Here is a 22,531-nt window from a genome sequence, read left to right as displayed (position 1 = left end):
AACATCCTTCTAACTTACTTAGTTCAGTTAGAATGCTTGAAAATGATAACTATCCAAATAGGGAATGTGGGACTCACACCATCTCCCACTCGCTGTTAATATACTTGGTAAGTTGTATTTTTCTTATTCGCTAATATTCAATTTAAACGTTTGTGTTTCGTTAAGATTAATTTCACCTGTTGACTCAGGTTGCAAATCAAAATCTTCATCTACTGGTGCTGAAGTTGGGAAATCTGCTACTTCACTCTCGAAAGTGTCTGGAATACCAAAATCAACTGGAGTTGAAACAACTTCGTTTGTTTCATCAACTTCTGGACTAGAGAAATCTTCAACTTGTTTATTACTTTCAGCAACACGACGTTGAAGTTCAGCCATTTCATCAGGAGTGAATTGACGAGTTGCATCAAATGAAGCTGCATCATTTGAATCAGGTACATGTTCATCCAAAACTTTTTCAACAACTTCTTTAAAGGCAGCATCTGAATTTTGAAGATAAATAGCTGTTGGTTGCAACAATTCACCCCATTCTGGAGCACTTGCCAAGCTAAGCTGACCTTCAACTGCAGCCAATAGGCGTTGGTGGAAGACACGACTTTGACGTTTAAGTTCTTCCGTTTCGATAGCAACACGTTTGGCTTCATCTGTTGCATCACGAAGAATTTCAGATGCCTTAGATTTAGCTTCTTCAACCAAATGAGTAGCATTGAAGTTAGCCTTATTAATCAAGTTAGCTGATTCATCAGCCGCTGAAGCTTTAACTTTTTCAGCTGTTTCTTGAGCCAAAATAACTGATTGACTCAATGATTCTTTCATTTCATCAAAATAAGCCAATTTTTCTTCAAGCTCTTTTACACGAGCAGCAAGTTCACGATTGTCACGAACCAAATCTTCGTAATCATCTACAATAATATCAAGAAATTCATCAACTTCTTGCTCATTATATCCACGAAATTTAGTTGTAAACTGTTTATCTTTAATATCAAGTGCTGTAATAGCCATTACAGGCCTCCTTTATTTTTCATTACCATATCTGATGGTTTAAATTAAATAACTACTTTTTTCTCCGTCTTAACAGACTTTCAATAACGATTTTAGCTTTCCCGGACTTTGAAAATCCGTCTTGTTGAGCTAGTCGAAATCGACCATAACCTCTAACCGAAATCATATCACCAATCATAACCGTCTGATTAGCCTTCTCAATTTGTCTATAATTTAATTTAACTTTTCCAGAAGCAATAAGTTTTAAGGCGTTAGAACGGGATAGGTTTAGTACCGTCGCCAACACATTATCAAGACGCATACTGGAAAGTAAAACAAAAGATTGTGAATAGTTTTCTTGATTTGAAATCCAATCGTCTTTGCTTACTTCTTTTAGAGTAACCGAAACATTTCCAATCTTAGTAATCGTCATTATCGCATAACTTGCTAAATGAGAAGCAATGGAAAATTGAACACGTCCTTCTTCATCAAGAATAATATCTCCAAATACTTGACGATCAAGACCAAGTTGATTAATCAGTGCTCCCAAAACTTTTGGGTGTGTCAATTTATTGAACTGTCTCGCATAAGAGATTTCTAGGCGTTTAATTTCAAAGTCTTCGTCATCAAGCTCGTAATATTCGGGAGCAAGAATAACTCTTCCATATTCTTCAGATTCAGGAGTAGAACTCACAAAAAATTTTAAATTGTAGTAATGAGCTAACTCTTCAACAATCTGAATTTCACGAGGATTCAAGAAATCAGTTAAGTAAGGACTGTACCTTTCATCAACTAATTGACAAAATCCCCTAACCTTCTCTAGAAAAGGGCGTTCATCTAACGAGTAATGCTGTTCAATATTTTTAATATCTGACATCAGAGTAGAATAAATCTAAGAATTCTAAGTGAAAAGTTTAGTAGAAGTACAATTACCAATATTGAAAAATCAATACCAGCAAAAGCTAAATTCAGGCGACGAAATGGTGCGAGAATCGGTTGAACAATTTGTCTAATGATTCTTCCAAGGCTAGTATCATAAGCTCCTGGAAACCAGGACAACAAAGCATAGACTACAAGAAGAATCTCTATCACGTTAACAACACGTGCCCAAATAACATAAAGTAATACAGACATCGCTTAACGTCTCTTCATGTCGAAGTCAAAATTAGCTTCTTGGTTGCCATGAGCCAACCCAATCTCTTCGATGTCAACAACGACATTAATTGGCGTAAGCAAATACATTGAAGAGCCAACTTTTTGCAAGTTGCCTGTAAGTACCTTGCTAGCACCATCAATAAAGTCAAGACAACGACGAGCTTGCGCTTCCAACATATATTGAAAATCGATTAAAACACATTCGTTTTCAATCAATAGTTCTACAATTTCCTGAGCATCTTCATACTTTTTAGGATATTTAATTGCAATTGTTGTTTTAGTTGTATTCATCTGTTGTGGTCCCTGATTTGCTTGTGAACGACTCAGAGGTAAACTACGAAGGACTTGAGTTTCCTGTAAGTCTGAATGAACATGTTGGCGACGAGGAGGGACTGTTGCCTGAGAACGCTCAGGTTGACGTTGCTGACGAGGTGGTGGTGTCTGCACAGGTTTCTGTGCTTTCACTGGACGTTCTTTAGCCTCTTCTTTAGCAGCATCTTCATAATCTGTTACTTCGTCGGTATCAAAATATGAAACAATTTTATCAATTGCGTCTTTTAATGCCATAAGGTTATTCTCCGTTCTCTTTAAAGAATGCACTGCCTATTCTGACAAAGGTTGATCCATTCTGAATAGCCATGTCATAGTCTCGACTCATCCCCATGCTTAACTGATCACAAGGAACATTCTTTAGTTTTTTCTCTTGAATTGATTCTCTAAGTTCATTTGTCTCAGCAAAAATCTTATCAAGTTCTTGAGCATCTGCATCAATTGGAGCCATAGTCATGAGTCCAACTATACAAATCTTATCAAGATTTTCAATTTGTTTTAGAACAGTATCAAGTTCTTCAGGTGAAAAACCATGTTTTGACTCCTCACCTGAAACGTTAACTTGTAGGAAGCAATTAATGGTGTGGTCGGCACGCTTTTGAATTTCCTCTGCCAATTTAACAGAATCCAAAGCATGAAAATAATCAACTAAATTAATAACATCCTTTACTTTACGACGTTGCAAGGTACCAATAAGGTGCCAAGTCAAATCATAATTTTTTAAAGCTTGATACTTATCTAAGAATTTATCAACGCGATTTTCAGCAATGTGCTTGATTCCCGTTTTAACCAATTCTTCAGCGACATCACTTGAAACATATTTGGTTACGGCAACAATATTGACGTCATCGCTAGAGCGATTAGCCTTTTCACAAGCTCTTTTTACCGCTTGATAAACATTATTTTTATTCTCTTCTATAGTCATTATTAACGATTTTTAAAGAATGGTGGTGTCTCCAATTCATCATCATCTTCAACATCACTTGAGAATGTAGACATAGTCAATTGACTATCTAGTTGACCAGTTTCAGGACGAGAAATATTGTCACGTCTCAAATCCCAATTACCAAAAGCTGACTGCTCTTGTTGAGGAGCTGCCGCTGCAGGACGAACTCCTGGTTGTGGCATTGAAGGTGTTTCATTATAGTCAAAATTTGGTTGACGTTCAAATGAAGGTTGAGAAACTGGACGTTGCTCTTCTTGAACAACTTGTTGAGCAGGAGCTGATGGTTGTGAAGGAGCTGTAGTCACTTTACGTGGCTGAGCTTTCATACCAGATACTTTTTCAGCACGATCTTGACGAACTCCAGTTGCAACAACAGTTACACGGATTTCATCTTTCAATGTATCATCGATTGATGTACCAAGCCAAATGTTAACACCGCTACCAGCTGCTTGACCAACAATTTCAGATGCTTCTTCTGCTTCTGTAAGCGTCATATCAAGACCACCAGTTACGTTAACGATAACATCTTCTGCACCATCAATAGTAGTTTCAAGAAGTGGTGAATAGATTGCTTTGCGCGCAGCTTCAACAATACGTTCTTCACCTGAACCAATACCAATACCCATAAGTGCATTACCTTTATTTGCCATAACTGTTTTCACATCGGCAAAGTCGAGGTTGATCAAACCTGGGTTAGTGATAAGGTCCGTAATACCTTGGACTCCTTGACGAAGAACATTATCTGCTTCACTAAGAGCTTCAAGAAGTGGTGTTTTCTTATCAACGATTTCAAGAAGGTTATTGTTAGAGATAATAAGAAGGGTATCAACTTGCTCACGCAATTCTTGAATACCTTCGACAGCAAAGGCACCACGTTTGTTACCTTCAAATCCAAATGGACGTGTCACAACTGCAACTGTCAATGCACCCAAGCTTTTCGCAATACGTGCAATAACTGGTGCTGCCCCTGTACCAGAGCCACCACCCATACCAGCAGTGATAAAGACCATATCAGCTCCTGTAAGTGCTTCTGTAAGTGTTTCTTCACTTTCTTCAGCTGCCTTACGACCAACTTCAGGTTGACCTCCGGCACCAAGGCCACGAGTCAATTTAGGGCCCAATTGGATTACTGTTTCTGCTTTAGAAGAGCTGAGTGCTTGAATATCAGTATTAGCTGCAATAAATTCAACACCAGCAAGACCTTCTTCAATCATTCGGTTGATGGCGTTTCCGCCACCTCCACCGACACCGATAACTTTAATTACCGCACCTTGAACTGATGCGCTATCAAATGAAAAACTCATTTTATTTCCTCGCTTTTACTAGATTCAATTAATCAAACATACTGCCGAAAATACCACGAACACGATCACCAAGTTTTTGTTTTTGTTCATGATTTTCTTCTTCAACTGGCAGAGGTACCTCAATGGTGTTCTCAACTGGAACAGGACTTGGCTGAGGAGCCACTCGAGGTGCTGGAGCAGGAGTTCTATCAAAACTCAAGGCAGGAGCCTCATTGTCGATTGGTTTACGACGAAGATACTCTTCACCAGACACAGCCTGTTGTGCAATGATATCAACTTCTGTAAGAAGACCAACATACTCAACAAGACTAATCACATTTGCAAACATTGGATTACGGATACCAACTTGATTTGGCACGTAAAGTTTAACATTTGTCTCAAAAATTTCTTGAGCAACTTCAACCACACCTGGCATGATAGCTGTTCCACCTACAAGGACAATGCCACCAGGCAAATCAAGTAGACGTCCTCGAGTCAAGTCTTGTTTAACTCTATCAAGGATATGCTTCACACGAGCTGAGATAATCTCAGCAAGGTATTTTTCTGTAATCTCAACTGGTGAATTCTCACCTACAACTTCTACTTGGACAGTTTCTGTTTCGCTTGCTTCTTCAATATCTGCATTACCAAAATTGAACTTAAGTGCTTCAGCAATCTGCATTGAAGTCTTCAAAACTTTTGAAATATCCTTAGTGATGTACTCGCCACCTTCAGAATAAATATTGGTAAATTGAAGTTCTTGAGCACGCATGCTTGCAACAGTTGTTTGACCGCCACCCATATCAATAACAGTAGCACCAAACTCACGTTCACCTTCATTTAGAACAGCACGTGTCATTGCAAGAGGAGAGATGATAATATTCTCTACTTGAATACCAGCACGTTCAACTGTCTTACGAAGGTTGTGAAGAATTGTTGTTGGACCTGTGTATATGAGACCTCTCATTTCAAGACGAATCCCCATCATTCCACGAGGATCACGAATTCCTTGGAAGCCATCAACAATAAACTCTTCAGGAACTAGTGAGATAACCTCACGCTCAGGTGTAATGCTCTTTGTCAAGGCTGAGCGAACAACACTTTCAACATCTTCATCTTTGATTTCTTTTGATTCACTTGTTACAGGAATCATACCTTGTGTAGGCTCAATTTGAAGAAGATTAGCTGGAAGCCCAACGTTCACTTGCTCAATAACAATCCCAGCTTTTTCTTCTGCTTGTTCAATAGCTGTTTTGATTGATTTCGCTGCAGCGTCAATGTCAACAATAATGCCATCTTTCACACCAGAACTCTTAACATTACTTACTCCGATGACATTCATTGATCCATCAATAAACTCAGCAACAAGAACCTTAATCGAGCTAGTTCCTATATCTAATCCTGTAAAAAAGCCATCTCTAGCCATTCACTCGACCTCTCAATCTTTCCATTCAATATCTTTGTAAACTGTATAAAAACAGAATTATTCGGATACTATTGTACCATAAAAAAACGTAAAATGTCAGCATTTTACGTTTTTTATTATTCAATATTAGCCTTGAGCAGGGGAAGTCCGATGAGTTGTTTCCTGACCAACTGGTGGATTTTCTTCTGTTTGAATACCTGAATTTTCAGAAATAGTTTCTTCTTCAGAATGCTGTTCCGTTGATGTTGTAGTATCTTGACCTTCTTCAGAAGTTGCATTTTCTTCTTTTTTATCAGTCTTATCTTTATCTTTCTTTTTATCCCCATCAGTTTTTGATGATTCAACTTCAGGAGTCGTTGTATAAAGTCCAACTTCCATATCTACAATACTTCCATCTGAAAGTTGACTCTTAATTTTCTCGTAGTAAGGAAGCTTAACTGTTAATTGAGAAAGTGGAACACGAATGGAATTGCCATCATACAGCTCAATCGTTAGTAAATCTGAAGTTGCTTTAGTAGGCGTAAGATTAATAATTTGAATATTATTCTTGATTTTTGTATCAAGTTTATTTAATTCTTTTACTAACTCTTCGATTTTCTTCTCGTCATCCATCTTTAAGGTGATGAATTTATCAGGTAGATTACTAGTTGAAACTGTTCCTCCTGTCTTACCACTTTGAAGAATAGAAACATAACCATTTGTAGTTTGACGATAAGCCACGATTGGGTATTCTTTTACTGCAATATTAAATTGATTTGGAAAACTATATGTAACTGTAGCCTTTTTAACCCAAACATTAGTTTTTTCAACAGTTGATGCAACCTTTCCTTGGTTGAAAAAGACATGAGTGATATAGTCTGTATCAAGAATACCACTTGCAACTTTCACATCTTCTGGTAAAGCATTTTTTGTTCCTGATACAGTGAGAACCTTTTGTTTTGACCAAGGTGAAATAAAGAAAAGTGAAAATACGATTAGGAGTGCAGCGATAAAAACAACTAGTCCTGCAAGATTTTGTTGTGCAATTGGAATATTACTAGTTGTATTACCTTTTTTTCGTTTCTTCCTTTTGGTCTTTTTTTTCTTTTTAACCTTCTTTTTCACTGGTGGCTGGCTCTCATTTGAAGTCGCTTCTTGTGAATGAACGACCTTTCCATTCGCAAATTCTTCAGAATCTTCGGTTTCTTTTTTTCTCAAAAATTCGAGATTTCTCTTCTGCCACTCTGTAAGAACTTGTTTTTCTTGTGATTCTTGATCCTTTTTTGCCATGAAATTCCTTTATTTTTTTGAAATACTAGTCACTAATAGGTTATAAAAATCATCAGGAGAAGTGATTTCATCAGATTTAGCCATCACTTCTTTGTAAGTCTCTGCATGTTCAACAAGTTGTTCAAGCTCATGATTCAAGGTTTCCCAACTTAATTCTGTTTCCTGTAATTGACGTGCGTAGCCTTTTCGTTCAAAATAGGCAGCATTTTCAAGTTGGTCTCCTCGGCTAGCTTCTTTCCCTAAAGGAATAATTAAATGAAGTTTTTTCATAGCCAACAATTCGAAAATCGTATTTGAGCCACCACGAGTTACAACTAAATCTGCCGTATCCATAAGAGGTTGGTACAAATCTGTCACATAATCAACTCTATAAAGATGACGTTCTAAGGTATTCAATGAAGAGTCCCCAGAAATATTAATGACATTATATTTTTCAGTCAGCTGTGGAGTATTACTAATAAAATCATTAAATACCTTTGCACCAGCTGAACCACCAATGAAAAGGACAGTTTTTAAGTTGTCATCAAACTGTTCTTTAATCTTATCAAGGGCACCAGACTGATTAGATGTCGCCATTCCTACCTTTGTAATAGCGCCTACATGTTTTGTCTTTGCCAATCCTTTTGATTGTTCAAAAGTCGTAAACATAGTAGTCGCAAATTTATAGGCAATTTTATTGGCCAAGCCCATAGAAAGGTCAGACTCATGCACATATACAGGAACTCCTAATAATTTAGAAGCAATTACCGGTGGCACTGAGACAAATCCACCCTTTGAAAAGAGTGCTTGGGGGCGAATCTTGGCAATAATTGCAATAGACTGTAGAATCCCCCAACCAACTTTAAAGACATCCAACATATTTTGCCATGAGAAATAACGACGTAGTTTACCTGTAGCAATACTATGGAAAGTCACATCTAAGCCAGATTTATCAATCTGCTCATGTTCAATCCCGTGCTTGTCACCGATATAGTGCACTTCCCATCCATCTTTGAGAAATTTTGGAATTAAGATAAGATTTAAAGTCACATGTCCAACGGTTCCACCACCGGTAAAAACAATCTTTTTCGCTTTTGCCATAGACTATCCCTTCAATTGCTCAACAGTTGTGATAAATTCGTCACCACGCACTTCGAAATTCTTGTACATATCCCAACTTGCGTTTGCAGGGCTCAACAAGACAACATCTCCTGCACTTGCTTGATCAAAAGCAATACGTGTCGCATCTGCCACATCTTTGGCATCAAGATAAGTCACGCCCGCTTTATCAGCAGCATGTTTGACACGGGGAGCTGATTCTCCTAAAATCACCATTTTCTTAAGACCAGTAATGTCAGGAATGAGTTCATCAAATTCATTACCACGGTCCAAACCACCGGCAATCAAAATGACTTTGCTATTATCAAAACCAGAAAGTGCTTTTTGTGTCGCTAAAATGTTTGTTGACTTACTATCATTATAGAATTTCACTTCATCGATAGTGTCAACGAATTGGAGACGGTGCTTAACCCCACCAAAGCTTGCGAGAGTTTCCTTGATAGCTTGGTTTGAAATACCTGACAATTTTGCTACAGCTATAGTTGCCAAGGCATTTTCAACATTGTGACTACCAGGAACGCCAATCTCATCGGCTTGCATCACCAATTCACCTTTGAAGTAGAGACCACCATTTTCAAGATAGGCACCATCTACTTTTTCCACTGTTGAGAATGGAACTACTTGTGCTTTAGTTTGTGTAGCCAATTCCTTAGCTAAATCTTGATTGAAGTTCAAAACAACAAAATCATCCGCAGTCATCTGATTTTGAATATTCCATTTAGCAGCCACATATTCTTCAAAACTACCATGATAGTCAATATGTGTCGGCATCAAGTTAGTAATCACAGCAATATGTGGATGGAAGCTGTCAATCCCCATCAATTGGAACGAAGACAATTCCATAACTAAGGTATCTTGAGCAGTAACTGACTGTGCAACTTCTGACGCAGGGAAACCGATATTTCCAGACAAGACACCCGATTTGCCACCATGGTTTAGGACATCAGCAATCATAGTTGTCGTTGTTGTCTTACCATTTGAGCCTGTAATACCGATAATAGGTGCTTCAGATACTAGGTAAGCTAATTCCACTTCAGTCCAAACAGGAATGCCTTTTTCAAGTGCACGAGCTACCATTGGATTGTCATAACGAATTCCAGGATTTTTCACCATTAATTCAAAATTTTCATCCAATAGTTCAAGAGGATGTCCGCCACAGACAACCTTAATCCCTTCTTCAAGAAGCGTCTGTGCTGATGGATTTTCCTCAAATGGTTTCCCATCATTTACTGTGACAATAGCACCCAACTTAGCCAATAGGCGGGCAGCTGCTTCACCAGATTTAGCCAAACCAAGGACCAAAACTTTTTTATTTTCAAATTGTGTTACTGATTTCATAATTCGTCCATTCTCTCAAATTGTATCATAATCATTTTACCCTTTATCCCAAGCTATTTCAAGGAGTTACCTCTTCTTGGCAAAAGAAAAAGCCAATCTATTCGATTGACTTTTAATCTCATGCTACTTATTTATCTTCATGTTCAGCTTTTTCATGATTAAGCTCTGACATAGCGAAAAAATCTTTCAAGGTGAAATAGCTCAATACAAGCATTCCCACCGTAACAAAGAACTCACCAGGTAAACTGAAGAATTTAATGATTGATAGCACTGCTAAAAGTAGGAGCAATGCTAAGGTAGCCATGACAAAGAGAAGATTCATGGTGTTTTTTACCGACTTTGGTGCAATAAAGAAATAGAATGATGCAATCAATATAGCAACAATCAGATAAAACATCTCTTCTCCTCTCTATATATTATTCAGCTTCTGCTGCTTTTTTCTTACGTTTATTGGCTTTATCACGCTCTGCTTTATTCAAAATTTGTTTACGCAAGCGGATAGATTCAGGCGTTACTTCCATGTACTCATCGTCATCCAAGAATTCAAGTGATTCTTCAAGAGTCAAGATACGTGGAGTCTTGATAACAGCCGTTTGGTCCTTAGTTGCTGAACGCACGTTTGTCATTTGTTTTGCTGTAGTGATATTGACACCAAGGTCATTTTCACGAGCATTTTCACCAACAATCATACCTTCATAAACTTCAGTACCTGGGTTAACAAAGATTGTACCACGTTCTTCGATACGCATGATTGAGTAAGTTGTCGCTTTACCTGTATCGATAGAAACAAGGGCACCACGGTGACGGCCACCAATTTCACCAGCAACAACTGGCAAGTATTGGTCGAAGGTGTGGTTCATGATACCGTAACCACGTGTCATAGACAAGAATTCAGTAGAGAATCCGATAAGTCCACGAGCTGGTACAAGGAAGATAAGACGTGTTTGACCGTTACCAACCATTTGCATATCAAGCATGTCACCTTTACGTTCTGAAAGGGCTTGGATAATAGAACCTTGGTACTCTTCTGGAGTATCAATTTGAACACGTTCAAATGGCTCACATTTCACGCCATCAATTTCTTTGATGATAACTTCTGGACGAGACACTTGAAGTTCGTATCCTTCACGACGCATTGTTTCGATAAGGATAGACAAGTGCAATTCACCACGACCTGAGACAGTCCATTTATCTGGAGAATCAGTTGGATCAACACGAAGAGAAACATCTGTTTGCAACTCTGCCAAAAGACGTTCTTCAACCTTACGTGATGTCACGTGTTTACCTTCACGACCTGCAAATGGTGAGTTATTAGCCAAGAAAGTCATTTGAAGTGTTGGTTCGTCAATACGAAGAACTGGCAATGGTTCAACAGCATCAGTTGGTGTGATTGTTTCACCAACGAAGATGTCTTCCATACCTGAGATGGCAATCAAATCACCAGCTTTTGCTTCTTCAATTTCACGACGTTCCAAACCAAAGAAACCGAAAAGTTTAGTAACACGGAAGTTCTTTGTTGTTCCATCAAGTTTTGAAAGGGTAACTTGGTCACCAACTTTTACAGTTCCACGGAAGATACGTCCAATACCGATACGTCCAACGAAATCATTGTAGTCAAGAAGTGACACTTGGAATTGAAGAGGCTCATCTGAGTTATCTACAGGAGCTGGGATGTGGTCAATAATAGTGTCAAAGATTGGAGCCATAGTGTGCTCTTGTTCAGCAGGGTTATCTGACAATGATGATGTTCCGTTAATCGCTGAAGCATACACAACTGGGAATTCCAACTGATCATCATCGGCACCAAGCTCGATGAAAAGTTCAAGAACTTCATCAACAACTTCTTCAGGACGAGCTGATGGTTTATCAATCTTGTTAACAACAACAATAGGTGTCAAGTTTTGCTCGAGTGCTTTTTTCAACACAAAACGTGTTTGAGGCATTGTACCTTCGTAGGCATCGACAACAAGGACAACCCCATCAACCATTTTCATGATACGTTCAACTTCTCCACCGAAGTCCGCGTGACCTGGTGTATCCATGATGTTGATACGCGTACCGTTATAAGCAACGGCTGTATTTTTGGCAAGGATTGTAATTCCACGTTCTTTTTCAAGATCGTTTGAGTCCATTGCACGCTCATCAAGCTCTTTACGCTCGTCAAGAGTGTGTGATTGTTTCAACAATTCATCAACAAGTGTTGTTTTACCGTGGTCAACGTGGGCAATGATGGCTACGTTACGGATATCTTCTCTAAGTTTAGTCATTTTTTCCTCTTTAATTTTTATTTCAACTTTTAAAGTATACCACATTTTCAACAAAATGGCAGAGCTCAGCTGATTGTAAACGTTTTTCAACAAGAAAAAGGTGCTGTCCACCTATAATTGGTCAGACACACCTTCTGTCATTCATTAGTTATCAATTGTAAGTGCAAGGCTAGCAGCTCCAATGATACCAGCATCATTTCCAAGCTCTGCTAATTTCACTTTTGTTGTACGGCGAACTTGTGGGAATGCATAACGTGTAAAGTATCCTTCAACACGGCTACGCAAGAATTCACCAGCTGCTGAAACACCACCACCGATTACAACTGAATCTGGGTTAAGAATATTTGAGATATTTGCTGTTGCAAGTCCTAGGTATTCAGAGACTTTGTCAACGATGCTATTAGCAAACTTGTCGCCTTCGGCAGCGGCAACGAAAATATCTTTACTTGTTACTTGCTCACCATTATCTACAGCAGCTTTAATAGAAGAGTTACCTTCATAGCCTTCTGCTAAATGACGTGCCAAACGTACGACACCTGTTGCAGAAGCTACAGTTTCCAAGCATCCTTTGTTTCCGCAAGTACATTCAAATCCTGTTTCAGGCTCAACGATAATGTGGCCAATTTCACCACCAGCACCGCCAACACCATGAATCAAGTTACCATCAGCGATAACGCCACCACCAACTCCTGTTCCTAATGTCACAAAGACAACATCAGGATTGTTAGCACCAGCACCAACCCAACGTTCACCGAGGGCAGCAACGTTAGCATCATTATCAATGGCAAATGGAATACCGAGTTCTTTTTCGATGACAGATCCAACTTCTTGAGTTTCTGCCCAGTTCAAGTTGAAGGCACCAGTAACCGTTTTATTTTCACGATCAACAGCTCCTGGAGAACCCATACCAATTCCAATGAAATCTTCTGCAGTAAGTCCGTACATTTCCAAACGGTGTTTCAAAGACTCCACGATGTTAGGGACGATGTGACGACCATTTTCAAGCGTATTTGTTTCAATCGCCCATTTTTCTTGCACTTCACCTTCTGAAGTCAAAATACCAAATTTAACAGTTGTTCCACCAAGGTCAATTCCCAAGAGTTTTTTACTCATTTTCTTTCTCCATTTCAATGCGATGTTCACGTCGTAAAATCATTTCAGCAGTAAGGTAGCTGTCCTTGTCCACCAAACCATTCTGGTAGAGGGCTTCTAATTCAATCTTCATCATTTCGATATCATAGAGCCTTTTTCCCAGGTAAACTACTATGCCAAACTGTTTCAACAACTGTTGAACGTCATATAAAGTTTTCATAGCAATATTTTAGCAAAAAGCTTCTGCCATGACAAGATAGTTTTGAAAACCTTTACAGATTATTGTATACTTCAAAAAAGACCTAAGTCATTTAGACTCAGGTTATTGACAATTCGGGCAAATCCCATGTAAAATCATCTGTTCACGAGTAATGCGAAATCCAGTTTGTGATTCTACCTCTTCCTTGAAAGACGGAATCGGTAAGTCTAAGTCAGTAATGTGACCACATTTTTCACAAACAATGTTTAAGTGGTCATGTCCCATAAAATCATAATAGGTTGTATTATCATTATTAACCTTGATTTCAGAGACAATCCCTTCTTCAACCAACACCTTCAGGTTGTTATAGACCGTCGCCAAACTCATCCCAGGATTGTCAGGGAGTAGGTCATAATATATCACATCTGCACTAGGGTGTTGATCAGACATCATCAAATAGCGAATAACAGCTTTACGAGATTCCGTCAACCGAATTCCTTTAGCTTTTAACTGATTCAGGACATCTTCATAAACGCCTAGACTACGTCGATGCTCAGACATATCGCCGCCTCCCTTCGTCTAAAAGTATTTTATGTCTATTATACACTTTTAGAGGAACTCTTGACAATCATCTTAACTCAAAAATGCTTATCTCAAGCCTGGAGCTTGTCCAAGTTCTGCAGTCAACATCCAGATTGTCTTATCAATTTCAGATTTAGCTGCAGTGAAGATATCATTTGAAGGAGCATCTCCTTCTTCATCTGTGATATCCAAACCAACTTGGAACAAGACTGACAAATATTTGTATGTATCAACCAATAATTGGATTTGATCAGACATTGGTTTATCAAATGTACCAGTAGTTTCAGTCAAGCCTGAATTAGATGAAAATTCTACCAAAGTTGAGTATGGTTCCCCACCAATAGTAATCAAACGTTCACTAACAACATCAAGGTGAGCATTCAAACTATCCATCAATTCATCCATTTTTGGATGAAGATAGAGGAAACCAGGACCACGCATATACCAATGAACTTGGTGAACAATTGAAGCTGCTACAGACAAATCAGCGACTGCTTGATTCAAAACTGCTTTAGTTTTTGTATATGAAGGTGTTTCAGCTTGTTGGTTAACTGTTTCATTGATTGTTTCTTTAATTGAATCTACCATATTAATACTCCTTATTTAGAATTACTATTATTTATACTTTTATTTTAGAATATTTCTAAATAAGATGCAAGTAAAATGCTTTTTCTCACTCTTTTTCGAATAATTAGGTATGTTAAGTATTATTTATTTTTTTCTAGGAGCCTCTTTTGGTTCATTCATCGGACTAATTTGTGATCGTTTTCCTGAGAGGTCGATTATTTTCCCTAGAAGTCACTGTAGCCATTGCAAGCATCAGCTGCGTTTTTTCGAGATGATCCCTATCCTCTCACAACTTTTCTTAAGATCTCGATGCCGTTCATGTCAGACTCCTATCCCTTTTCGTTACCTCTTTATGGAACTATTTTGTGGAGTAATATCCCTGCTATATTTCTATGACTTTTTAAGTCTTGAAGTGACCTACTTTCTTTACTTCAGCCTTTGTCTGTCGATTTTTGATTTGAAACATAAATCCTATCCGCTTCTGATTTGGATAGTTGGAACAGTCCCACTCTTATTCATGGGCAACTACTACATTACATTTGCCTTAGGTATAATCCTCGCTATCCTTTCTTATATGAAACATCTAAATATTGGGGAAGGAGATTTTCTCTACTTAGCAAGTGCCTCACTTATTTTCCCATTTTCAAAAATACTACTAATTATCGAAATTGCCTGCCTATTAGGACTAGCTTACTTCCTTCTACGAAGAAATCTTAAGGAATGCATTCCATTTGTCCCATTTCTTTTTCTAGGGATATTACTTCTTACTTTTTATTCAATTATATAGAAAAAAAGCCGATAAATTCGGCTTTTCTTTATTAGTTCATATTGACACGGTGCCACTCATTAATGACATAAGAGAGCATTCCTAATTGTTGGAGACCCCAACCGCTGATTTCATCTGAATTTTCAGTTGATCCACCAAGGTAACGTGTATAGATTGCAACCATATAAGGTGTGTCTTCCATAACGATAGCATCAACGTTAAGTGCTTCACGAACGTAACCTGGTTTTTGATAAATCGTTAAACCTGGAAGGTAAGTCTTGTAATACTCATTCGGGAATGACTCACCAATGTAGTGGAGAATATCCTTGTAATTATCTTGATGTTTCCAGAGATAATCCAAAACTTGAATGTAATAATCTGTTGTTGTCTTATTACCATGCATTTGGATAGTCTTCACTTCACCTTTTGATTTACCGTATTTATCGAGCATGCCATAGAATTTTTCCATACCACCAAGGCGTTCCGCCAAAGCGTAGGCAGGAGTATTCTCAGAGTATACAAGAGAATATTCTTGCATCTCTGGAATAGTCATTGAACCACCGAAAGCAGCAACATAATTATCATGTTCACCTTGGTATTCATACTCAGTATTAGTAATATCAAAACGTTCAGTTAAAGAAAGTTTACCCTTGTTAACCTCATCCATGACAAGCATGTTTAGTGGCAATTTATAAGTTGACCCTGCAGTCATTGGCTGAGTATCATTCATTGAGAATTGCTCATTTGTCTTGGTATTTTTATATGAAAAGGCAATTTGGCTAGACTCAATACCTTGGTCAGCCATAAATGCTTCAACTACTTGGTTCAATGTCATGTTAGCATAATCATAATACAAACCATTACCATACATAGTATCTGCATCTGCTTCCATGACTGCTTGTTTAGCTTCGGCTGATTTATTAGTTGGAGTTACCTTTTCCTCTTTTTCTTTGTCTTCTTTTTTAGTGACTTTAGAACTAGATCCGAAGATATTTCCAAGGCCACCAGTGTGACCAGCTTGTTTACCACGTCCTGCTAAAGCAAGCATGGCAACAAACAAAAGAATTACCAAAACACCTAGGAAGGCTAAGATAATATAAGCTTTTTTATCATCACGAGATGATTTTGATTTAGCTTTAGATTTCTTAGAGCGCTTACTTCTAAGTGCCAAGGTTTCAGTTTTTGCTTCATTTTCCTTGTGCTCAACTGGTACTACTGATTCCTCAGCAGATTTCTTCTCTACTGATTTTTTAGAAGTCTTTTTAGCATCTTTTTTCGATGCTTTTTTGTTGTCTTTCTTAGCGCCTTTTTTGACATCTTTTTTAGTATCTTTAGTGTCTTTTTGAAGGTCTTGTTTTACCGAATCTTTCTTTTTATCTTTAGTTTTTCGGCGGCTTCCACTATACTTTTTGCTTGAATGTTTTTTCTTTTTTTTTCATAACAATTATAGTTTAAGCTATAATTCACTAAAAATCAAGGAGATTTTACAATCATATTACAAAAAAATTATCCCCAATAGTGAGGATAATTTTAAACTTATTTAGCTGCTGCATAAAGCTCAGCAACTTTATTCCAGTTAATGATTTCAAAGAAAGCTTTGATGTAGTTTGGACGTACGTTACGGTAGTTTAGGTAGTAAGCGTGTTCCCAAACATCAAGTGCCAAGATTGGTTTCTTACCGTCTGAGATAGGAGTGTCTTGGTTAGCTGTTGAAACGACTTCAAGCTTACCTTCAGCGTTAACAACAAGCCATGCCCAACCTGAACCAAAACGAGTTGTTGCTGCTGCTGTGAAAGCTTCTTGGAAGGCTTCAAATGAGCCGAAAGCTTCGTTAATAGCAGCTGCTACTTCTGCAGTTGGTTCTTGTTTTTCAGGAGACAAGAGTTCCCAGAAAAGTGCGTGATTAAGGTGTCCACCACCATTGTTAATAAGTGCTTGACGAATATCTGCTGGAATTTGTTCCACGTCAGCCAAAAGTGCTTCGAGATCTTCACCAATTTCTGGGTGTTTTTCAAGAGCAGCATTAGCATTTGCTACATAAGTTGCGTGGTGTTTATCGTGGTGAAGAGTCATTGTTTCAGCATCAATGTATGGTTCCAAAGCATCGTAAGCGTAAGGAAGGTCTGGAAGGATAATTGCCATAGTAAAGGTCCTCTTTTCATTTTTTCTTCATTTTACCGTAAAGTGGTAGAGCTTTCAAAAATTTTGCTTACAAAATCAAAGAAAACTCTAAATCTCTAGCGGTTTGATGCGATTTTTAAAAGTGCTAAATCAAACAAGTAATCTTTATCTAAAGTTCCTGTCTTTATCTGGTAATCTGTCTCTACTAAAATCTTAATCGTCATTTTTAAGAACGCTACTGACAAAGGACGACTATCTCTCAGTGCAAAACGAACCTGAAATTGATTGACTTTACGCCCTAAACAATCAGACAGACTTGAAACAATTTGCTGCTCACTTTTGCCTTGAGCAGATAAGAGTTTAACCTGTAAATAGGTACGAAATTGTCCCAACATCACAGCAATCAACTTAATCTCATCTTCACCCTGAAGCCGTAAATCATGAACCAATTCACGAACACTCTGAATCTGGCCTCGCAAAAGAAGTTGCGTCATATCAAAAATATTATCTTGCAAACTTTTAGGAATGGCATCAGCAATATCTTGCGATGAGATATTTCCTTCCGTTTTATACCCCTTTAGAAAAGCTAAGTTTTTTTGAACATCTGAAAAGTCAAAATTTGACTTAATCAAAAGTTCCTCAAAGACTCCTGTGTCAAATGTAAGTCCCTCTTGATGCGCCTGCTTTTGAAAATAGGTTCTAAGTTCTGCATCTTTTAAGGGACTGGCTTCAAGCACCATGGCATCACGTTTGAGAAGTTTGACTAAACGACGCTTTCCATCTAGCTTTCCTGCAGACATCAAGACAAGACGTGTTGTTTCAACAGGAGACTCAAGATAATTTTCAAGGCGCTTCAACTCTTTCTCATCCAGATACGATTTTTTAGCAGTAGTCATATCCGCGAAATGATCAAAAATGACCACCTTTTCATCTGCAAAAAAAGGCATGCTTTCTAAATCGAGCTCAGCATCTTGATAATCAGTCTCAGACATATCAAAATAAGAAAAGGTTAAGTCACTGGGATCGAAACCAATTTGTTTTAAAAATTTTTCTTTAGCTTGACTATACTGCCCTAAATCCTCGCCCGCCAAGACCGTTATCATGGGGAGCTTTTCTTTGGACAGCTTTTCAATCGTTTCCATAGCAATCATGGTTTTATTATAACAGAATTTTCACCATAACAAAAAGTCCACCACTAACGTGATGAACTTTACTTTATTAACCAGAGTTACGAAGACCTGTTGCAATACCATTGATGGTAATGTGAATAAGGCTAATTTCGTCATCGGTCAAATCATTGTTACGAAGACGTTTAATCAATTCAATTTGGATGTAGTTCAAGACATTGAAGTATGGCAAACGGAAGTCCAAACTTGCTTTAAGCGATGGACTTTCATCAAGGAAGCCATCATGTTTTTCAATAGCAAGAATAACATCCTTAGTCAACTGCCACTCATCCAAAATAATATTGAAGACACTACGTACTTCTTCACTCTCTGCCAATTGTGCATAGTGGAAGGCGATATTCATGTCTGATTTTGAAAGCACCATGTCCACGTTTGACAAAAGTGAACGGAAGAATGGCCATGTTTCAAACATATGTTGAAGTTTCTCAAGGTTGCCTTCTTCAGCTTGGATAAAGCGATTAAAGGCAGAACCCACACCATACCAACCTGGGAACATGATACGGTTTTGTGACCATGAGAATACCCAAGGAATCGCACGAAGACCAGAAATCTCAGTAATAGTCTTACGAGCTGCTGGACGAGAACCGATATTCAAGCTTGACACTTCTTTAATAGGGCTTGCTTCAAAGAAGTAATCATAGAAATGTTCGTTTCCAAAGACAAGATCACGATAGATAACATTAGAATCATTAACAATACCGTCCATAATTTCACGGAAATCAACCAATTCATCTGGGTCCGCAATTTGACGTGTTACCATACGGTCAAGGGCAGCTGAAACAAGCATTTCAAGATTGTAGTAGGCAGCATCCTTATTACCATATTTATTACCGATAACTTCACCTTGTTCAGTCAAACGAATACGGTCTTTAATGGTACCAAATGGTTGAGACGTAATAGCATCGTATGATGGGCCACCACCACGACCGACAGTACCACCACGGCCATGGAAGAAGGTAATCTTAATGCCACGCTCTTCACCAATCTTAGTCAATTCGTTTTGAGCTTTGTAAAGCGTCCAACCTGAAGACAAGTAACCACCATCTTTGTTAGAATCTGAGTAACCCAACATGATTTCTTGGTAGTTGTTGCTATTCTTGATCCAACGTTTAACGATATCATAACCAAGATATTGTTTCATGATATCATTAGAGTTTTCCAAGTCTTCGATAGTTTCAAAAAGTGGAACGATTTGGACACGCGCACGTTCTGTATCAACCAAGCCAACTTCTTTAAGAAGGATAGCCAACTCAAACATATCAGAAACGCTCTCAGTGTGAGAGATGATATGTTGTTTGATGACATCTTCACCGATATAGTCTTTCAAAAGACGAGCTGTACGGAAGATTGCCAATTCTTTTTCAAGAATTTCTGACTTAGGCACATTAGTTGATGACAAAGTACGAGGATCTTCTTGCAATTCTTTGAGAAGAACCGCAACCTTTTCAACCTCAGTCAATTCACTATAGTTATCAACAATATTAGCAGACTTAAGCAATTCTGCCACACAAGTTTCATGAACGCTTGAATCCTGACGCATATCGATTGTAGCAAGATAGAAACCAAAGACTTCTACAGCTTGGAGAAGCTCTTCAAAATCACCTGAAATTAAGACAGCATCGTCGTTTTCAAGAAGTGAATTTTTGATTGCCAAAAGATCATCATGGAAATCCTCAGCTGTTTCATAAAATTCAGTCGTTTGTTGTGAGACAGCTTGAAGACTTTGGCTGAGACGTTGTTGCACGTAATCAGCTACTACTTCACCCGTTGAAGCTGAGCCTAGACGAACATTTTCAGAAAGACGTTTAGCAACTCTTTCCTTGCTAAAGTTTCCTTCTTTAAAGAAAAGAAGTGTCTGAATCAACTTAGACTGGATGTAACTGAAAGCACGACGGTAAGGTTCATTTTCACGATAAACAGATGTATCTGGAGAATGTTTCGCCATCTCTGCTACTGTATCTGAAACCTCAGTCAAGCGTGATGAGAGGGAGAACGAACGGTAAAGATTATCAACTTTTTCAATATAGTAGTTAAGGATAACTTCACTTTGTACAGTGGCAGAAAGTTTAAGAGTTTCTGCTGTTACAAATGGGTTCCCGTCACGGTCACCACCAATCCACATTCCCATAGTAATAGGTGTTGGATTGTCAAGTTCGATACCTTTTTCAACTGCTAAACGTTTGAATTCATGTGATAAGTTTGTAATCGCCTTAATCAATGAGGAGTTGTAATACTCCATAACGTTAGTGATTTCGTTTTTAACTTTAAGTTTTTTCTCACGAATGATATCTGTTTGCATCATGATTTCTACATAACGACGCAAATCTGCATACCATTTATCCTTGTTGATAAGACCAGCCTTAACATCACGATGCTTACGGAGAAGTTCGTGAATGTGGTTAGTCAATTCAAGCATGGTTTTACGTTGAACCTGAGTTGGGTGGGCTGTCAATACTGGCACGACATTGACATGTTCAAGAATGTCACGTGCATTTTCACTTTCAGCGACAACATCAAAGGTTTCAGACAACTTACCTAGATAAGATTCATCAATATTGTTCTTGTGGTTGACTTCATAAGCCAAATCCACGTCTTCAGAGATATTAATCAAAAGAGGTAACAAAGAGAAATAACGTGATGCAACGACCATATCGTCATTTGTCATTTCTGAAATGGCTTGTGTAAGGGCCACATAGTCACCTTCATCATAAAGTTCAACCAAATGTTGGATAGTTGTGAGACCTTGCTCTCCAGCCATGCCTCGTGTTGCATCATCCAACAATTCTTTCAAGATACCAACTTCTTCAGAGATGATTTCCTGGTTGTTACTGCTTTCCAATTTGTTAAAAGCCAAACCTTATTCTCCTTACTTTATGTAGTACCCTCTTATCATATCACTTTTAAAACAAAAGTAAACTATTTTCCTTTAAATCGTCAGTTATTTTGCAATTTTCCGACTTTTTCAAACAAATTTTCAAGGCTATTTCCGAACTTTATAAAAAAGACTCTGAAACAGAGTTCAGAATCTTAATTATACTTTTCTTGATAGAATTTGATTTCATCGCCATCTTCAACCTTAAGTTGGTTGGCTGCTTTTTCACCAAGTTTCCCATTAACATCAAACATCCAATAGATGCCCTTATCTTTATCTTGAGAAATACCATCAATCTCAGTGATGAAGCCATCATTTTCTTGAACAGGATATACCTCTTCCAAGACATCAAGCACTGTATCACCTTTTTGGATTTCTACTGATTTTTTCTTACTTTCCTTTTCCGTTTTCAAAATCAAAGTCACCTGACCTTGAACCTTAGACTGATGATTGTTTGTGCTACTAGTAAGTTTAGCTGCCTCATTTTTTCCGCAGGCTGCTAGGGTAACAAGTGATAAGGCGAGAAAGAGATAGGTCGATAATTTTTTCATTTCAAAAACCTCCTAAAAATAGACTGGATGAATGGATAAAATAGAAGCGTCGATACTGCATGATAGGTGTCGTAAAGTAGACCAGAAATAACAAAGGTAATCCCACTTTTAAATAGAAGGCCATACCCGTAATCAAGGAGAACTCCATAGAAAAAGGACAAAAGAGTTACCAAAGCAATCTGCCAGACAAGTGATAACCTAGGTGCAATCAAACTCCAAAAAGCCATCAAGACGCCGAAGGCCAGAATCTGATTAAAGACCCAAGGACCAAAACCAAAGATGAATCCTGAGATGGACATGGTTAAAGCCATAATCAATAGACCATCAAGCAAACCCAAATAAAGAACAGCCACAAAAAACATAGCTGTAATAGGCTGAATATTTGGCAATCCTATAAATGCTGACCGCAATCCTACCGCCAGAGCTGACAGAATGGCAATTCGAGCCATTCGTTGAATCGTTAGTTTCATATATCTATTATGCCAGAAATAAGGAAATATGACT

Annotated in this window: 23 protein-coding genes and 1 other annotated feature (1 of these 24 only partly in view); of the genes, 1 reads left to right on the top strand and 22 read right to left on the bottom strand. The window is 38.1% G+C overall.

Annotated features, from left to right (window positions below; translation table 11 throughout):
* Window positions 1–137: a binding site (T-box leader), on the bottom strand (it extends 76 nt beyond the left edge of the window).
* The 16 genes from SSAL8618_RS04245 to SSAL8618_RS04170 form a co-directional block, all read right to left on the bottom strand.
* Window positions 124–999 (bottom strand): DivIVA domain-containing protein, encoded by an 876-nt coding sequence (locus tag SSAL8618_RS04245; protein ID WP_002884119.1) that lies wholly within the window; start codon window positions 997–999, stop codon window positions 124–126. Its footprint overlaps the feature before it by 14 nt.
* A 52-nt stretch (window positions 1,000–1,051) precedes the next feature.
* Window positions 1,052–1,855 carry a YlmH family RNA-binding protein gene (locus tag SSAL8618_RS04240; RefSeq protein ID WP_014634257.1) on the bottom strand — a complete coding sequence of 268 codons (804 nt, stop codon included), beginning with the start codon at window positions 1,853–1,855 and terminating at the stop codon, window positions 1,052–1,054.
* The gene (locus SSAL8618_RS04235) at window positions 1,855–2,112 is read right to left on the bottom strand and encodes a YggT family protein (RefSeq protein ID WP_037604445.1); all 258 of its coding nucleotides are present in this window, start codon (window positions 2,110–2,112) and stop codon (window positions 1,855–1,857) included. Before SSAL8618_RS04235 ends, SSAL8618_RS04240 begins: the two co-directional genes overlap by 1 nt.
* Window positions 2,113–2,115: 3 nt before the next feature.
* Window positions 2,116–2,700 carry a cell division protein SepF gene (locus SSAL8618_RS04230; RefSeq protein WP_038675734.1) on the bottom strand — a complete coding sequence of 195 codons (585 nt, stop codon included), beginning with the start codon at window positions 2,698–2,700 and terminating at the stop codon, window positions 2,116–2,118.
* 4 nt (window positions 2,701–2,704) lie between these two features.
* On the bottom strand, window positions 2,705–3,388 hold the full coding sequence (locus SSAL8618_RS04225) for a YggS family pyridoxal phosphate-dependent enzyme (protein ID WP_038675733.1): 684 nt from the start codon (window positions 3,386–3,388) through the stop codon (window positions 2,705–2,707).
* Window positions 3,389–3,390: 2 nt separating this feature from the next.
* Entirely contained in the window at window positions 3,391–4,713 is a 1,323-nt protein-coding gene (gene ftsZ, locus SSAL8618_RS04220) for a cell division protein FtsZ (protein WP_038675732.1), read from the bottom strand.
* A 28-nt stretch (window positions 4,714–4,741) separates the two neighbouring features.
* Window positions 4,742–6,118: a cell division protein FtsA gene (gene ftsA / locus SSAL8618_RS04215; RefSeq protein WP_002884067.1), complete on the bottom strand. Its 1,377-nt coding sequence runs from the start codon at window positions 6,116–6,118 to the stop codon at window positions 4,742–4,744.
* Between the two features lie 126 nt (window positions 6,119–6,244).
* Window positions 6,245–7,387 (bottom strand): cell division protein FtsQ/DivIB, encoded by a 1,143-nt coding sequence (locus SSAL8618_RS04210; protein WP_038675731.1) that lies wholly within the window; start codon window positions 7,385–7,387, stop codon window positions 6,245–6,247.
* A 9-nt stretch (window positions 7,388–7,396) separates the two neighbouring features.
* Window positions 7,397–8,467: a UDP-N-acetylglucosamine--N-acetylmuramyl-(pentapeptide) pyrophosphoryl-undecaprenol N-acetylglucosamine transferase gene (locus SSAL8618_RS04205; RefSeq protein WP_038675730.1), complete on the bottom strand. Its 1,071-nt coding sequence runs from the start codon at window positions 8,465–8,467 to the stop codon at window positions 7,397–7,399.
* Window positions 8,468–8,470: 3 nt separating this feature from the next.
* Entirely contained in the window at window positions 8,471–9,823 is a 1,353-nt protein-coding gene (murD, locus tag SSAL8618_RS04200) for a UDP-N-acetylmuramoyl-L-alanine--D-glutamate ligase (RefSeq protein ID WP_038675729.1), read from the bottom strand.
* A 127-nt stretch (window positions 9,824–9,950) separates the two neighbouring features.
* Window positions 9,951–10,220 carry a DUF3165 family protein gene (locus SSAL8618_RS04195; protein ID WP_002884134.1) on the bottom strand — a complete coding sequence of 90 codons (270 nt, stop codon included), beginning with the start codon at window positions 10,218–10,220 and terminating at the stop codon, window positions 9,951–9,953.
* 19 nt (window positions 10,221–10,239) lie between these two features.
* The gene (typA, locus tag SSAL8618_RS04190) at window positions 10,240–12,090 is read right to left on the bottom strand and encodes a translational GTPase TypA (RefSeq protein WP_038675728.1); all 1,851 of its coding nucleotides are present in this window, start codon (window positions 12,088–12,090) and stop codon (window positions 10,240–10,242) included.
* Between the two features lie 144 nt (window positions 12,091–12,234).
* Window positions 12,235–13,203 carry an ROK family glucokinase gene (locus tag SSAL8618_RS04185; RefSeq protein ID WP_002884020.1) on the bottom strand — a complete coding sequence of 323 codons (969 nt, stop codon included), beginning with the start codon at window positions 13,201–13,203 and terminating at the stop codon, window positions 12,235–12,237.
* Window positions 13,196–13,402, bottom strand: coding sequence for a YqgQ family protein (locus SSAL8618_RS04180; protein WP_014634249.1), 207 nt, complete (start codon window positions 13,400–13,402; stop codon window positions 13,196–13,198). Before SSAL8618_RS04180 ends, SSAL8618_RS04185 begins: the two co-directional genes overlap by 8 nt.
* 102 nt (window positions 13,403–13,504) lie before the next feature.
* Window positions 13,505–13,942 carry a Fur family transcriptional regulator gene (locus tag SSAL8618_RS04175; protein ID WP_002884117.1) on the bottom strand — a complete coding sequence of 146 codons (438 nt, stop codon included), beginning with the start codon at window positions 13,940–13,942 and terminating at the stop codon, window positions 13,505–13,507.
* Between the two features lie 87 nt (window positions 13,943–14,029).
* Window positions 14,030–14,551 carry a Dps family protein gene (locus SSAL8618_RS04170; protein WP_014634248.1) on the bottom strand — a complete coding sequence of 174 codons (522 nt, stop codon included), beginning with the start codon at window positions 14,549–14,551 and terminating at the stop codon, window positions 14,030–14,032.
* 109 nt (window positions 14,552–14,660) lie between these two features.
* Here SSAL8618_RS04170 and SSAL8618_RS10345 point away from each other — a divergent pair, with 109 nt between their 5' ends.
* Window positions 14,661–15,317 carry a prepilin peptidase gene (locus SSAL8618_RS10345; protein ID WP_072903634.1) on the top strand — a complete coding sequence of 219 codons (657 nt, stop codon included), beginning with the start codon at window positions 14,661–14,663 and terminating at the stop codon, window positions 15,315–15,317.
* Between the two features lie 31 nt (window positions 15,318–15,348).
* On the opposite strand, the gene SSAL8618_RS04165 is transcribed toward SSAL8618_RS10345, so the two are convergent.
* The 6 genes from SSAL8618_RS04165 to SSAL8618_RS04140 all read right to left on the bottom strand — a co-directional run bounded on the left by SSAL8618_RS04165 (window position 15,349) and on the right by SSAL8618_RS04140 (window position 22,497).
* Complete coding sequence (locus SSAL8618_RS04165; RefSeq protein WP_257001921.1) at window positions 15,349–16,467, bottom strand: serine hydrolase; 1,119 nt, start codon at window positions 16,465–16,467, stop codon at window positions 15,349–15,351.
* Window positions 16,468–16,832: 365 nt separating this feature from the next.
* Window positions 16,833–17,438, bottom strand: coding sequence for a superoxide dismutase SodA (sodA, locus tag SSAL8618_RS04160; protein WP_004182735.1), 606 nt, complete (start codon window positions 17,436–17,438; stop codon window positions 16,833–16,835).
* 95 nt (window positions 17,439–17,533) lie between these two features.
* Window positions 17,534–18,568: a DNA polymerase III subunit delta gene (holA, locus tag SSAL8618_RS04155; RefSeq protein WP_038675727.1), complete on the bottom strand. Its 1,035-nt coding sequence runs from the start codon at window positions 18,566–18,568 to the stop codon at window positions 17,534–17,536.
* Window positions 18,569–18,635: 67 nt separating this feature from the next.
* A complete protein-coding gene (ppc, locus tag SSAL8618_RS04150) occupies window positions 18,636–21,458 on the bottom strand; it encodes a phosphoenolpyruvate carboxylase (protein WP_038675726.1) in 2,823 nt (940 codons plus the stop codon).
* Window positions 21,459–21,631: 173 nt separating this feature from the next.
* Window positions 21,632–22,027: a DUF4430 domain-containing protein gene (locus SSAL8618_RS04145; protein ID WP_038675725.1), complete on the bottom strand. Its 396-nt coding sequence runs from the start codon at window positions 22,025–22,027 to the stop codon at window positions 21,632–21,634.
* Window positions 22,024–22,497 carry a membrane protein gene (locus tag SSAL8618_RS04140; RefSeq protein WP_037601179.1) on the bottom strand — a complete coding sequence of 158 codons (474 nt, stop codon included), beginning with the start codon at window positions 22,495–22,497 and terminating at the stop codon, window positions 22,024–22,026. The genes SSAL8618_RS04145 and SSAL8618_RS04140 overlap by 4 nt, the downstream gene beginning before the upstream one ends.
* Window positions 22,498–22,531: the final 34 nt, after the last annotated feature.

It is taken from the genome of Streptococcus salivarius (genome assembly GCF_000785515.1).
GTDB lineage: Bacteria > Bacillota > Bacilli > Lactobacillales > Streptococcaceae > Streptococcus > Streptococcus salivarius.
This window is presented reverse-complemented; position numbering and strand designations above follow the sequence as displayed.